The sequence below is a fragment of the Nocardia amikacinitolerans genome (assembly GCF_900215415.1).
Classification (GTDB): domain Bacteria; phylum Actinomycetota; class Actinomycetes; order Mycobacteriales; family Mycobacteriaceae; genus Nocardia; species Nocardia amikacinitolerans.
In genome coordinates this window covers 637,831-651,569 of record NZ_OBEG01000002.1, presented here as the reverse complement: position 1 = coordinate 651,569, position 13,739 = coordinate 637,831, and the positions used below count along the sequence as shown (strand labels likewise).

The 13,739-nt window shown below is 69.5% G+C and carries 12 protein-coding genes; 5 read left to right on the top strand and 7 right to left on the bottom strand.

The window, feature by feature from the left end; all coding sequences use genetic code 11:
• The first annotated feature begins 57 nt into the window (after positions 1-57).
• Positions 58-1,149, top strand: a complete 1,092-nt coding sequence (locus CRP45_RS11310; RefSeq protein WP_097245035.1) for a glycerol dehydrogenase — start codon at positions 58-60, stop codon at positions 1,147-1,149.
• A gap of 91 nt (positions 1,150-1,240) precedes the next feature.
• Here the strand turns inward: CRP45_RS11310 and CRP45_RS11305 are convergent, their stop codons facing one another.
• Positions 1,241-1,852 (bottom strand): DUF4232 domain-containing protein, encoded by a 612-nt coding sequence (locus CRP45_RS11305; RefSeq protein ID WP_097245034.1) that lies wholly within the window; start codon positions 1,850-1,852, stop codon positions 1,241-1,243.
• Positions 1,853-2,019: 167 nt separating this feature from the next.
• Between CRP45_RS11305 and CRP45_RS11300 the strand changes: the two genes are divergently transcribed.
• Positions 2,020-3,009 carry a phosphodiesterase gene (locus tag CRP45_RS11300; RefSeq protein WP_084482910.1) on the top strand — a complete coding sequence of 330 codons (990 nt, stop codon included), beginning with the start codon at positions 2,020-2,022 and terminating at the stop codon, positions 3,007-3,009.
• On the opposite strand, the gene CRP45_RS11295 is transcribed toward CRP45_RS11300, so the two are convergent.
• The gene (locus tag CRP45_RS11295) at positions 2,957-4,441 is read right to left on the bottom strand and encodes a stealth family protein (RefSeq protein ID WP_084482911.1); all 1,485 of its coding nucleotides are present in this window, start codon (positions 4,439-4,441) and stop codon (positions 2,957-2,959) included. The genes CRP45_RS11300 and CRP45_RS11295 overlap by 53 nt on opposite strands.
• A 515-nt stretch (positions 4,442-4,956) precedes the next feature.
• On the opposite strand from CRP45_RS11295, the gene CRP45_RS11290 reads away from it, so the two are divergent.
• The 3 genes from CRP45_RS11290 to CRP45_RS11280 all read left to right on the top strand — a co-directional run bounded on the left by CRP45_RS11290 (position 4,957) and on the right by CRP45_RS11280 (position 6,725).
• Positions 4,957-5,412: a flavodoxin domain-containing protein gene (locus CRP45_RS11290; protein WP_097245033.1), complete on the top strand. Its 456-nt coding sequence runs from the start codon at positions 4,957-4,959 to the stop codon at positions 5,410-5,412.
• A gap of 205 nt (positions 5,413-5,617) precedes the next feature.
• Entirely contained in the window at positions 5,618-6,100 is a 483-nt protein-coding gene (locus CRP45_RS11285; protein WP_067784836.1) for a pyridoxamine 5'-phosphate oxidase family protein, read from the top strand.
• Positions 6,101-6,149: 49 nt separating this feature from the next.
• Positions 6,150-6,725 carry a TerD family protein gene (locus CRP45_RS11280; RefSeq protein ID WP_067784521.1) on the top strand — a complete coding sequence of 192 codons (576 nt, stop codon included), beginning with the start codon at positions 6,150-6,152 and terminating at the stop codon, positions 6,723-6,725.
• A 20-nt stretch (positions 6,726-6,745) separates the two neighbouring features.
• Here CRP45_RS11280 and CRP45_RS11275 read toward each other — a convergent pair whose 3' ends face one another.
• The 5 genes from CRP45_RS11275 to CRP45_RS11255 form a co-directional block, all read right to left on the bottom strand.
• Positions 6,746-8,149: an MATE family efflux transporter gene (locus tag CRP45_RS11275; RefSeq protein ID WP_097245032.1), complete on the bottom strand. Its 1,404-nt coding sequence runs from the start codon at positions 8,147-8,149 to the stop codon at positions 6,746-6,748.
• Positions 8,146-9,177 carry a PLP-dependent cysteine synthase family protein gene (locus CRP45_RS11270; protein ID WP_097245031.1) on the bottom strand — a complete coding sequence of 344 codons (1,032 nt, stop codon included), beginning with the start codon at positions 9,175-9,177 and terminating at the stop codon, positions 8,146-8,148. Before CRP45_RS11270 ends, CRP45_RS11275 begins: the two co-directional genes overlap by 4 nt.
• Positions 9,178-9,279: 102 nt before the next feature.
• Positions 9,280-11,514, bottom strand: coding sequence for a type III PLP-dependent enzyme domain-containing protein (locus CRP45_RS35095; protein ID WP_342747013.1), 2,235 nt, complete (start codon positions 11,512-11,514; stop codon positions 9,280-9,282).
• Positions 11,505-12,515 carry an ornithine cyclodeaminase family protein gene (locus tag CRP45_RS11260; RefSeq protein ID WP_179830845.1) on the bottom strand — a complete coding sequence of 337 codons (1,011 nt, stop codon included), beginning with the start codon at positions 12,513-12,515 and terminating at the stop codon, positions 11,505-11,507. Before CRP45_RS11260 ends, CRP45_RS35095 begins: the two co-directional genes overlap by 10 nt.
• On the bottom strand, positions 12,487-13,617 hold the full coding sequence (locus CRP45_RS11255) for a TauD/TfdA family dioxygenase (protein ID WP_097245029.1): 1,131 nt from the start codon (positions 13,615-13,617) through the stop codon (positions 12,487-12,489). The genes CRP45_RS11260 and CRP45_RS11255 overlap by 29 nt, the downstream gene beginning before the upstream one ends.
• Positions 13,618-13,739 lie beyond the last annotated feature (122 nt).

The following is a 13,739-nucleotide window of genomic DNA, read 5'->3' as shown; positions in this document are numbered from 1 at the left end:
GCGGGTCGTTGGCGGCTGGTTGGGGTGCGCCGGTGCCCCTCGAGCGGGAGGTGTCGGATGCTGAGTGTGTTCTCGTCGCCCGGGCACTATGTGCAGGGGCGTGACGCCACGGCGGCGTTGGGGGAGGAGTTGCGCCGGTTGGGGATCGACGGGCCGGTGTTGATCGTGGCGGGGAGCAGTGCGCGGCGGTTGCTTTCCGCGACGTGGGAGCGGTCGTTGGGGGAGGCGAAGATCGAGTACTCGGTGCATCCCTCCGGAGGGGAGTGCAGCATGGCGGAGATCGGACGGATCACCGACGCCGTGCGGGCGAGCGGCAGTGCGGCGGTGCTCGGCGCCGGGGGCGGGAAGGTGATCGATTCGGCGCGGGCGGTGGCCGACGATCTGGGCCTGCCGATGATCAGCTGCCCGACCACCGCGTCGAGCGACGCGCCGTGCAGCGCGCTGTCGGTGATCTACACGGACGCGGGCGAATTCGAGGCGTATCAGCTGGTGCGCCGCAATCCCGCACTGGTGCTGGTGGATACCTCGGCCATCGCGCAGGCGCCAGCGCGGCTGCTCGTCGCAGGCATGGGCGACGCGCTCGCCACCTGGTTCGAGGCGCGCACCTGTCTCGCCGGACACGTGCGCAACATGCGCGGCGGCGCGTCCACCCGCAGCGCCGGTGCGCTCGCCGAATTGTGTTACCGCACTTTGCTCTCCGACGGACCGCAGGCGTTGGCCGCGGTGCACACCCGGACCGTCACCCCGGCCCTGGAACGCATCGTCGAGGCCAATACCTTGCTCTCCGGCCTCGGCTTCGAATCCTCCGGCCTCGCGGCCGCGCACGCGGTGCACAACGGTCTCACCGCCGCACCCCAGACCCACCCGTTCCTGCACGGCGAGAAGGTCGCCTTCGGCGTGCTCACCCAGCTGGTGCTGGAAGGCGCGCCCGCCGACGAGATCGACACCGTCCTCGACTTCTGCGACCACATCGGCCTGCCGACCTCCCTCGCCGACCTCGGCCTCGCCGACGCGGACCGGGAAACCTTGTCCGCCATAGCGACTCGCGCCACCGCCCCGGGCGAGACGATCCACAACGAGCCGTTCGCGGTGGACGCCGCGATGGTGCTCGACGCTCTGTGCGCCGCAGACGCTCTCGGCGGCCGCTGACCTGCTCCGCCGGTGGCCGACCGAGCGGCGGTGGGCAGCAGCTGATTTGGCGGTGGCCACTCGTCGGCGTGGGGCGATGGGGGACGAGGCCCTACTTCCGCGGCAATCCCCGCGCCGTCGTGAACGCCCCAACCGTGACGACCTTGTCGCAGACGCGAAACCTCGCCACGGGCCCGGCGTGCAGGTCGACGAGCGGAGTGGTCAGCGCCACGGTCTCGTCCGGCGGGACGACCCGGATGGCATTCATCTCGGTGCAGGTCCCACCCGGTTCACCGCGAAAAACGAACTCCGCCGCGGTCGATTCGCCGGGATCCAGCGTCTGCACCGCGCGGGGCGCCGACGCACTCGGTGGCACCGGCTCGGTTCTGGCGCCGAAGAGTGTGTCATTGTTCACAAAATCGACGCCAGGATGGCCGAACACCGTGCAGGTGCGCCCCGACGCGTTGGTCAGCACCAGGTAGGCGCGGACGGCCCCGCCACCGTCCCGCGGACCCGCCACCGAGCGCAGCGAGAGCTCGGCGCTCCGGCACCGCAGCGGGTCGTCCGGCACCCCAGATGTGGACTGCGCGCCCGCCGCCTTCGCGGTCGTCGTCGACGCCCAGATCGCGTCGTCGGTGCCGTATTCGCGCGGACTCGCGCACCCCGCGCAACCGATCAGCGCCCCCGCGATCCCAGCGCCGATCACGACTGCCCGCATGCCCATCAGAACCCCCTCCGAACACCGGTGCGCACCGGCCGTCTCGAGTCGCCCGCAGCGTATCCGACGCGCGGTGCGTACACCGAAACCTCACCTTCCCGCAAGCTTGTCGTCACAACTTGGCGGGAAAGCCGTTGGTAGGGGTTCGCTATCCTGGCTGGAACCCGAAGCCGATGGCGGGCCATCCGCCGGGAGGGACGTTCGGTCCGGTGCGCATAAGCAGAGTCGCGGAGCACCCGCGACCGGATCACGTGTTGTTTCACTTCAGTGACACCCATCTCATCGCCGGTGACGGCGAGCTGTACGGGGATGTGGATGCCGAGCAGCGTTTACGCAGGCTGCTCGGTCAGGCCGCGGCCAGCCGCATCCGCCCGACGGCACTGGTGTTCACCGGCGATCTCGCCGACCGCGGCGAGCCCGGCGCGTACGCGAAGCTGCGCGCGCTGGTCGAGCCCTTCGCACGCCACATCGGCGCGCCGGTGGTCTGGGTGATGGGCAACCACGACGATCGCGGTGTGCTGCGGCATACGCTGCTCGACGAGGCGCCGTCGACGAAGCCGTTCGACCGCGTGCACATGATCGACGGCTTGCGCATCATCGCGCTGGACACCTCGGTGCCAGGCCACCACCACGGCGAGATCTCCGACGAGCAGCTGGACTGGCTGCGCGACGTGCTCGCCGAGCCCGCGCCGTTCGGCACCATCCTGGCCATGCACCACCCGCCGGTGCCGTGCGTGGTCGACCTGGCCGTCACGGTGGAGCTGCGCGACCAGCGCAGGCTCGCCGACGTGCTGGACGGCACCGATGTGCGGGCCATCCTCGCGGGCCACGTGCACTTCTCCACCTACGCGACGTTCGCGGGCATCCCGGTCTCGGTCGCCTCGTCAACCTGCTACACGCAGGATCTGGCCGCCGCGACCGGCGGACTGCGCGGCCGCGACGGCGCCCAAGCCTTCAACTTCGTGCACGTCTACCCGGACACGGTCGTGCATTCGGTGGTCCCGATCGACGTGGGCGCGACCGTCGGCGAGCCCGCCACTCCCGAGGAGGCGGCGGCGAAACTCGCCGAGGCGGGCATCGTCATTCCGCCCGCCGGCCGCATTCCGCACGTCATGCGGCGCCAGGAGCCGACTCCGGAAGTGGACGACGAGGCGGTGCACTGAGCCGTTCCCACGGCGCCGGATCCGGGAACCAGTCCGCGAGGAATTCCGAAACCCGTTCGACCCGTTCGGATTCCGGCACTTCGGGGAAGCTGCCGTCGTTGAGGCAGAAGAAGTCGACGTCCCGCACGGCGGCCAAGTGGTCGAGCAGCGCGAGCCCGTCGTGGCGCGTGGTGTCGACGTAGCGCACGCGCGCCGCCTCCTGCGGCACCGCGCGACCGGTCAGCAGCGCGTAGTAGTGGTACAGCGAGTTGGTGACGGAAATGTCGGTGGCCGAACGGAATCGGCTCGCCATGGTGCGGGCGAAGTCGGCGCCGAACTCCGCCTCCATCTCCAGCAGCACGCTGCGCCGCAACGGCGCGGGGGTGTGCTCGAGGTGCCGGGTGATGACGTGCCCGAAGCGGTCGGCGAGCAGCGCGCGGTTCACCCGCGCCGCGTTCTCGAATCCGCTGCGGCGCTCGTTGTTCCGGCCCGGCCCGATGCGGGTGTCCGCCTCGATGAACCGGCTGATGCCGCCGGGCGTGAAGAACATCTCGGGACGCACCGGCCTGGCGAAGAACATGTCGTCGTTGGAGTACAGGAAGTGCTCGCTGAGCCCCTCGATGTGCTGCAACTGGCATTCCACCGCGTGCGAGTTGAAGGTCGGCAGCGCCGCCGGATCGCTGAAATGGTCGATCGCGGGGACGACGGTGACCTTCGGGTGCTCGCTCAGCCAGTCGGGGACCGCCGAATCGGTGGCGACGAAGATGCGGCGGATCCACGGCGCGTTCTTGTGCACCGAGCGCATGGCGTACTTCAGCTCGTCGATCTGGCGGATCCTGGCGTCCGCGTCGTCGCCCTCACCGACGACGACCTGCGCCATCAGGCCCGCGCGGCGGGCGCGGAATTCCGGGTCCGAGCCGTCCACCCAGGAGAAGACGATGTCGATGTCGAAGGCGACGTCGGTGGCCTGCGGCGCGAACATGTCGGCCAGGGTCGGCCACGTCCGGTCGAACAGCCGGACCTGGGTGAATTCCACGTCGGCCAGGTCGAAGACGTTACGGGTCAACGCGTTCGGCCGCGGGCATTCGACGGTGTCGCCGTGGTACTCCCACAGCTCGAGCTCGACGTGGTGCGCCGGATCGGCGTCGCGGCCGAGCCGGTAGATCTGGTGACCGGCCTCCGCGACGGCGAAGCCAGCGGCGCGCGCGGCGTCCGTCACGCGGCGCACCATTCCGCGGTGCGCGGCGTCGGCGGCCAGGATCAGCCGGTGCCCGCTGTCCCTGATCAGCAGAAACGGCACCTCCGCCGCGGCGAGCTGGCCGCGTAGGTACCCGAGATCCGCGATCGCCGCCGCCGAGACCGCCAGATTGGCCGCCGCGATCGCGACGGTGTCGTATCCGACCCGAGCCGTGCCCGGATCCCAACCCCCTGGTGGATTCACTGCCCTGTCCATGTTCGCCTCCCTTTGGGCCGTTTCCGACGATGCGCCCGTACCTTCACCCGCACCGCACCGGGAGCCGAGCGGTCCCGGCGACGCCGACGCGTCGCAGGACGTGCCCGGTGCGGTGCGGATTCAGAAATGCGGAGCGCTGCCGTAGTGCAGGAACGCGGTGATTCGCGGACGTCCTGACGATCGGTACACCATCGTTCTCACCTCACTCACGGCCGGACGCGGGAAAGCGTCGTATGGATGGAGGAGTGTTGACCGGACTCGCGGGGCGATGAGACCGAGCGCGGCCGGGAGCAACACGCAGGGCCGGACAGTCATCGGCCGGCTGATAGGAGAACCCCCGCTGAACAGGAGGTTGCTACTGAATGATGCATCCGTGGCGGCGGTCCGTCAATCGAAAACCAGCACGGATACCGGACCGGGCATCGGCGCCGCCCCTTCCGCGGAAAATTAGGGTAGCCTCACCAAAGTAGAAAGTGGCTTCCGGCGCGAGCCGGGAACGGGAAGGAGCGGGCGCGGTGCGCGTAGTCATTCTGTTCGGGTCGGAGATGGGCACTTCCGAAACCGCGGCCGAGTGCGTCGCGGACGAGCTGGCGAGCACGCACGATGTCTCGGTCTACGACATGACCGACTTCGATGTCGACGATCTCGACGCCGCCAACTTCTACATCGTCGTCTGCTCGACCTACGGCGACGGCGATCTGCCGACCGGCGCGGAACCGTTCTTCGACACCCTCGACGCGCGCACGCCCGATCTGACCGGTCTGCGCTTCGCGGTGTTCGGCCTCGGCGATTCCGTCTACGGCGACACGTTCAACCGCGGCGGCGAGCTCGCTGCCGAGAAGCTGATCGCGCGCGGCGCCGTCCAGGTCGGCGAGCACGCGCGCCACGACGCGTCCACCGAAGTGCGCGTGCGCGACATGGCGCGCGAGTGGGCGCGGTCGCTGCCCGTTCCCGAATTCGCTTCGGCCTGAGACGAACCTGCGACTCGCCGAGCCGACCGGGGCGATCGCGCGCTGTACGCCAAGGTGAATCGTGCCGGCGCCAGTGGGCGAACGGACAAAAAGCCCTGCGCCAGCGGACAATAGGCCCAGCGCCAGCGCGCAAGTGTCCCAGCACCTTAGACTGCTAGCAGCGCGGCACAGCCCGTCGCGCGCGACGATCCATGAGGTGACGAAGATGGCAGCCGGAGCGAGCCCTGCGCAACGACAAGACCACTCGACCGATCATCCCGAACTGGACGTGCTGCCGGAATGGCCGCAGGAAACGATCGCCGTGCTGGTGACCACCGACCCGGCGCCGCATGCGATTCCGGTGTCCTGGCCGGTGCGCGCCGGTGATCGGCGCATTCTGATCAGCCTGAAGTTCGACCGAGGTTCGCTGGCCCGGTTGCGGGAACGGCCCGAGGTCGCGTTGCTGATCCTCGGCGGCGGCAATGTCGCGCTGTGCGCGCGTGGCACGGCCAAGGTGATCGCCGAACAGATGCCCGACGCCGAGGATTACGTCGCGGTGCAGATCGATGTCGCGGTGATCGACGATCACCGCCAGTCCGCGTTCGCGGTGGACAAGGGCATCCAGCGCACCGTGCTCGACGCGAGCGAATTGCACGCGTTGCAGGGCCGCTTCGCCACGCTGCGCGGCTGGTCCGACGACCAGAACTGAACCGGTACAACGAGAAAGGCGGCGCCCGCGCGCCGTACGGGAAGGGATCATGAGCGTCACACTCGCCAAGGGCGGAAACGTTTCGCTGTCCAAGCAGGCGCCGAACCTGACCAAGGTCGCGGTGGGACTCGGCTGGGACGTGCGCACCACGACCGGTGCGGATTACGACCTCGACGCGAGCGCACTGGCCACCGGCCCGAACCTGAAGGTGCTCTCCGATCAGCACTTCGTGTTCTACAACAACCTGCGTTCGCCCGAGGGAACCATCGAGCACACCGGCGACAACCTCACCGGTGAGGGCGAGGGTGACGACGAGGTGATCAACGTCGATCTCGCGGCGACGCCGCCGACGATCACCAACATCTTCTTCCCGGTGTCCATCCACGACGCCGACGCGCGCGGGCAGTCGTTCGGTCAGATCCGCAACGCCTTCATCCGCGTCGTCGACGCCACCACCGGCGCCGAACTGGCCCGCTACGACCTCACCGAGGACGCGTCGACCGAGACCGCCATGGTGTTCGGCGAGCTGTACCGGCACAGCGGCGAGTGGAAGTTCCGCGCCATCGGCCAGGGCTACGCGTCCGGTCTCGCGGGCATCGCCCGCGATTACGGCGTCAATATCTGAGCCGGTCGGCCCCGGCGAGTTCAGCTGGGGCTCGACAGCCTCTCCGGCAGGCGCCGCGGGTACGCGTGCGCCATGCCGTCGAGCAGAGCGAAGTAGCGCCGCACCATGAGGACGGCGGTGGTGGCCAACCCCGCGGTCAGCCCCCACCAGACGCCCGCGGCGCCGAGGTGCAACGGGAAGGCCAGCAGCAGGGCGGTGGGTAGGCCGACCATCCAGTAGCCGACCAGCGAAAGCCGGAAGCCCGCGTTGGTCTCCTTCAAACCGCGCAGCAAGCCGGTGCCGATGTTCTGCGCGGCGTCGAAGAACTGCAACACGATGCCGATCAGCAGCAGCGTGCGGGCGATCTCGATCGTCGCGGTGTCGCCGGGCTCCAGGAACGGCCGCAGCACCGCGCTCGGCGCGAGCACGTACACCGCGCCGGTGATCGCGGCGACGATGCCCGCGTAGCGCAGCGCCAGCCAGGCCAGCGCCTTGGCGTGCTGGTATTCGTCGCGCGCCACCGCGTGGCTGACCAGGATGGACGCGCCGTGCGAGAGCCCGATCGCCACCTGGAACACGATGTAGATGACCTGGTAGACGACGTTGTGCGCGGCGAGGGCGGCCGGTCCGATGCTGCCCATCACGAGCGCGAGCACCGAGAACATGCCCGCCTCCGACCCGTAGGTGAGCGCGATCGGGGTGCCGAGCTTCAGCTCCGAGACGACCGTCGAACGGTGCACCGGCCACGGCCGGATCGACAGGGTGGGGCCGAGTCGCGGATCGTGGTGCACCATCGCCCAGAACACACCGAAGGTGATCAGGAAGACCAGCGAGGTCGCCACGCCGATGCCGGTCAGGCCGAGCGCGGGCAGCCCCGCCCAGCCGTGGATGAAGGCGAGGGCGAGGCCCAGATTCAGCGCGACCGAACCCAATGTCACCAGCAGCAGGGCCTGCGGACGCTGCATGCCGACCGTGTACTGCCGAAGCACCTGGAACCACAGGCAGGGCAACAGTCCGGGAGCCAGCGCGACCATGAGCGGGCGCGCGTCGGCGAGCACCCCGGCGTCCTGGCCGAGCCACTGCAACGACCAGCCGAGTCCGATGAGCACGACGCCGCCGAGCAGACCGGCCATCGTCGCGATGAGGAAACTCGACCGGACCACCTCGCGCACCTCGCGGTCGGCGGAATCGCCGCGCTTGTCCGCCGCGCTCACCGCCGACGCGATCTGGTTGCCGGTGCCGGTGATCAATCCGACGCACATCGTCCGGATCTGGTTGAACAGCACGATCGCCAGGCCGCCCGCGGCCACCTGGCGCACCCCGAGGGTGCCCATCAGCGCGATATTGGTCGTGGAGACCGCGATCTGAGCCAGCTGGGTCAGTGCGATCGGCGTCGCCAGCGCGGCGAGCCGACGACCGTCTGCGCGGAACTCTCCCAGGTTCACCGCGCCTCCACCAACTGCTTTCGGCGGGCGGGGGAGTAGCGATCGAGCAGCGCGAGCACCTCGCGCTCGGAGTCGGCGTCGAGCAGATCGCGGTCGCTCATCCAGTCGTCGTCGAAGACGGTGTCCAGGTACTTCTCGCCGCCGTCGCAGACGATGGTGACCACCGTCGAGCCTGCGGGGAATTCCTCGAGCCTGGTCAGCCCCGCGTACACCGAGCCGCCCGCCGAACCGCCGAGCATCAGGCCGAGCTTTTTGGCGACGGCGCGGGCGGTGGCGAAGGCCGCCACATCGGACACCTTCACGCCCTCGTCGAGCAGCGAATAGTCGACCGCGGTGCCGATGGTGGCGCCGGGCGGCGTGCCCGTGCCGGATTGCCAATATGGCCCGCCAGGCCCGCCGAAGGCGATGGAGCCCACCGGTTCCACCCCGATCACGTACGGCGGGCAGCCGAGCTGCCGCAGCCGGGTCGCGGTGCCGAACAGCGAACCGCCGGTGCCGACCGCCGAGAGCAGGATGTCGACGCGCTCCACGTCCTCGAGCAACTCCTCGGCGACGGCGTAGTAGCCGACCGCGTTGGCGTCGTTGTTGTGCTGTTCGGTGAAGTAGGCGTCGTCCTGCGCGGCGGCCATCGCCTCGGCGAGGTCCTCCCGCGCCGAAGTGGCCAGGTTGTCGTCGCCCTCGTCGGCGACGTACACCAACTCCGCACCCATCGCTCGCATCGCGCGCAACTTGTCCTTACATGCGTGGTGATCGACCACGGCGGTGAAGCGGTACCCGCGTTCGGCAGCAACCACCGCCAAGCCGAGCCCGGTGTTACCGGACGTGGATTCGATGATATGCCCGCCACTCGGCAGCAAACCGCACCGTTCGGCGTCGAGCACCATCTCGCGCGCCATCCTGATCTTGGCCGCGCCCGTCGGATTGAACTGTTCGAGCTTGAGCAGCAGCCGGGTTCCGGTCGCGGTGGTGGCCAGCTCGAAGAGCGGGGTGCGACCGATCAGGTCCGTCACGCGCGTGACGACAGGCATGAAAGTCTCCTATCCAGTGGCGACCCGGTCTTCGGAGTCGCCTGCCCGTGCTGCGGGGTTACGGTGCGCGCGGGCGATGGTGAGTTGTGGTTCTCTGGTTGATTACCCGGCGTCGAGCGTCCAGCGCAGCCGATCTTCCCGAACGTCGGAGAGCACGACCTTCGGCGGGATCGGCAGTTCGTGGAAGGCCGACTCGTTCGAATCCATCTGATAACCGGCGGTATTCGGATAGACGAGCAGATCACCCTCCTCGGCGCGCCTCCGCAGCGGGATGCGCCGCCAGCTGAGCATGTCGGATTCCAGGCAGCTCGCCGCGCCGACACTGGTCGGCGTCGGTTCGCCGGGGCGTTGCGGCCACAGCACCGGATCGGGCAGGTACTCGCTGTCGAACCACTGCTCGGACAGGCTGAGGCTGGTGCCGTCGACGGTGAGCAGCTGGTACGGCTGCCCGTCGGCGTGCCGGATCTTGCTGCCCTGCACACGGAAAACGGTGCTGCCCGCGCGATCCAGCAGCGCCCGGCCAGGTTCCACGGCCAAGCGGATGTCGTTGTCGCGCAGTCGGTCGGCCAGGTCGCCGTAGGCGAGGATCGCCGAGAGCATGGCGGGCCCCGGCGCGGGGAAGTGGTAGGGGTAGTACGAGCCGAACGACTTCCCGGCGTGGAACCACGCGCGGTCGACGCCGTCGGTGAACTCGCGCCACGCGCCTTCCGGCACGTAGTCGACGCCGAATCCGCCGCCGATCGAGATCGTGTCCGCGGCGTGTCCGAGTTCGCGCGCCGCCGCGCAGCGGTCGATCAGATCGGCGGCCTGCTCGGCGCGGGCGATCGCGTCGTAGCCGGACAGGTGGAAGCTGAAGCCCTCCAACTGAACCGGCTCCAGTCCGCGCGGCCCGGACGCGGCGATCACCGACTGCGCCCGGTCCAGTTCGTCCTCGGTCATCCCGAATCGGCTGGCCGAGCCCGCGGGCAGTACACGGAGCAGCACCCTGGCCGGAGTCGCCGCGGAGGCGATCGCCGCGAGGCGGTCGAGCTCGCCGAGGCTGTCCACCGCGATCAGCGCACCGTGGCGGACGGCGAGCCACAGCAGGTCGTCGGACTTCGCCGGGCCGGTGACCATCAGTTCGCCGCCGCGCACACCCGCCGCCAGTGCGGCCGTCAGCTCGCCGACGCTCGAGACGTCGACGCCAGCGCCGTTCTCCGCGCAGGCCCGCGCCACACAGGCCGCCTTGTTCGCCTTCTTGCCGTAGTAGACGAGTCCGTCGACGCCCGCCCGCGCGAACGCGTCGCGGAAGCCTCGGATGTTCTCCCCGACTCGCGCGGGGTACATCAGGTGGAACGGTCCACCGACCGCGAACGCGATGTCGTCGAGCAGGTGCGGGTCGGCGAGTACCCGACGCTCCCACTCGTCGATGTGCGCGGGCATGGGCGGAGCCACGATGCCGGGTGCGCGGTCGGCCGGGTCGCCGGCGATCTCCTCGACGAGGAGCTCGAGGAAGGCGTCGTCGGAATCGGTGTCGTCCCAGTCGGGTTCGGGGTAGTCGCCGAAATCGTTGGGGGTGTGCGCGAGAGTGTCGTCGGTGGTCGACTCCGGTTCGTCGTACTCCGTTTCGGCTTCCGTAGTGAATGGCATGTCCGCTCGCAGCGAGGCGGCTTCGTCGAGAGCGCTCGCCTCGGTGTCCGCTGGGTATGGCGCGTCCGTGTGAAGCAGCGTGGCGCTGGTCTTCCACGGCGACGGCTGGGCACCGAGTGGCGCTGTGTCTGGGTCCAGTGCCGCCGCCTCGGCCTCGGACGGCGACATGACATCGCCGACCCCATGCGCACCGGTGCCGAGCGGACTCGCCTTGGCGTTCTTGGAGATCGGGGCGTCCGGGTGGCCCGGCGTTGTAGTGGCCTCGAGCGGTGCCGAGTCGACGCCGAGCGGCGCTGTGTCGGTGCCGAGCGCCGCTGCCTCCGCATCGAGCGGCGGCGAGCCGGCATCGCGTGGCGACGAGATTTCGGCGGGTGGCGCGCCGGAGTGACGGTGGGCCGCCTCGGCCTCGAATGGCGGTGCGGTCGGCTCGACCGTCTGCGTGTCGGTGTCGAGCGGCGATGCTTCGGCCGCGGGTGGTGCGGGTTCGACCTCGCGCGGCGATGCGTCGGCCTCGGGTGACGTCATCTGTTCGAGCGTCTCCGTGCCGGTGTGCGGCGCGGTCGTGTCGCTCGGTGCGGTGGGCACGGGGAGTTCGCGCGAGCGGCTCGCGCGCGCACCGCCTTTCGCCTTGCCGGGTGCGGCGACGTCGAACAGCACCATGGCGTCGTGGTCGACCAGCTCCGGCTCGACGGCGGCCTCTAATCCCACAGGGGCACCTCCGTGCCGCGGCCTTCGGCGATGGCGCGTTCGGCGAGCGCGTGCGCGACGGCGACGTCGGTGAGGACGAGGCCGCTGTTGTAGACGAAGATCTTCTCCTCGTCCGAGCGACGCGCAACGGCCCTGCGGTTGAGGATCTGCGGCAGTTCGGCGTCGACCGCGCGCAGCGTGCCGTCCGGGCCGACCATGTCGGTGCCGGTGAGCTGCATCTGTTCGGCGCTGGTCGCCACCACCCGGTCCGCCTTGACCAGCGCCGAGGGCGCGAGGCCGTAACCGACCAGCACGGCGGTCGAGCCGGGCGCGAGATCCTCTGCCTCCAACGCGACTTCGGTTCCCGGACCCGCTGTCGCCAACACCACGTCGGCGTGCGCCGCGGCGGCGCGCGGATCGGGGACGGTCTCCAGCAGCGCCTGCGGGTTGTACTCGGCGAGCTGGCTGTGCACCGCGGCAAGCCCGTCCGGATGCGTTCCGTACACCATCAGCTTGCGCAGCTGCGGATTCGCGGCGAGCAGATGCGGCAGCGCGTTGCGCCCCTGGGTTCCGGTGCCGATCAGCAGCACGCTCTCCGCCCCGCGGCGCATGGTCTCGCGCACCAGCAGCGCGGAGACGGCCGGTGTGCGCAGCGCGCCGACCCGTGCGCAATCCATCATGGCGATGGGCGCGCCGGTGGAGTCGTCGTAGAGCGTGATGGTCGTGTAATAGCGCTTGGTGCTGCGGTCGTGCCCGGGATCGAACTTGTACGAGGTCTTCATGGCGACCACGCGCCGTCTGCCGTCGCGGCCGAGCATGGCATAGGCCACCGACCAGCCGTCCGGATTGGCGACGCTCAATTTGCGCGGGTTGTCCGAATCTCCCGCCGCGAAAGCCAGATACGCGTCTTCGACCGCACGCACCACGTCGCCCGGCGTGATGGGGACGTCGGCGAGGTCGCTACGGCTCAGCACGCGCAGCGGCGTGCTCCGATCACGAGTGTTCAACGGTTCCTCGTTCATCTGGTGTTGTGTCCCGCTCTGCATCCGCTCGGCCAGTTCCCATTCGGAACGGGGCGACAGTTCGTTGCCCGTAACCATTCTCATCGGCCTCGGCGGCTCGGCGCCGACGTTCGGGCAGGCGGATGTTGACCCGCTTGAGCCAGCGGTCGGTGCCGTCGTAACGCGCGGTGAACGGTACCCGACCGTGCACGGCCACGTCATTGTCCACCAGCAACAACTCGCCGGGCGCCAACGCCGCGGTGTGGCACACCCGTTCGAGTTCCGCGGTGAGCCGGGCGTAAGCGCTGCGGAACTCGGGGTCGGCGTCGTCGAGCGGGGTGTAGGCCGGGTCGTAACGCAAGGTCGGATGCGTTGTGCCCGAGCTCGATTCGGCCGCGTCCCACACCGTCGGGATGGGCGGCGGGGTGAACCGTTCGTGGCCGCTGCCGTAGGAGACGTCGGGCAGGATCGGCAGCGTCGGGGTGCTGAGCAGCCGGTACTCGTCCTCGGTCAGCTCGACCTGCCGCACCGAGGACACCGTGGTGCCCACCATGTCGGGATTGCGGAGGCAGGCGAGCACCAGCAGGTTCGCGCGGTCGGGGTGAAAGGCGTCTTCGGTGTGCGGGCTGAGCAGCGTCTTGCTGCTGGCGCCCGACTGCTCGTCCTCGTGACCCGGCGTTGGCACGATGTTGTTGACCAAGCGGCCGTCCTGCTGTCCGGACCAGCCGAACGGCTCACCCGCACAGCGCGCGAGCAGCAGCATGGCGATGTCGAGCTGAAAGGAGTTGCCGCGCTGCGGATCACCGCTCCACCGGGCGGCTTCGCGCCAGCTCGGCGGTGTCGGACCGAATTCGTCGTCGGTCAGCGGCAGCCCGCGCACGATGGTCGCGCCCGAGGGGCTCGCGGGCGGGCGCATGGTGATCCGGACCGATTCGGGCAGCTCGCGGGCGCCCGCTTCGATCAGCGCGACGAGCGCCGGATCCGTCAGTCTTCGCGTCAGGCGTGCCGCGCCGCCGGAGCCGAGATCGACTGTGCTACAAATCTCACGCGCGAGGTCACGCACCGCGCGCCCGGCGTCCGGGGGCAGCTCGCGTCGTTCGATGCCTTGCGGGTGAAGCGTCATACGTTCGGAGAGAACGCTTTTCACCGGGGATTCCCTTCTTCGCATCGGGTCGAAAAGCGGGTGGGGACGATTCGATCTGCGAAGCTAGTGCCTCTCGCGCGCTTAAGCAAGGCTAACCTAAG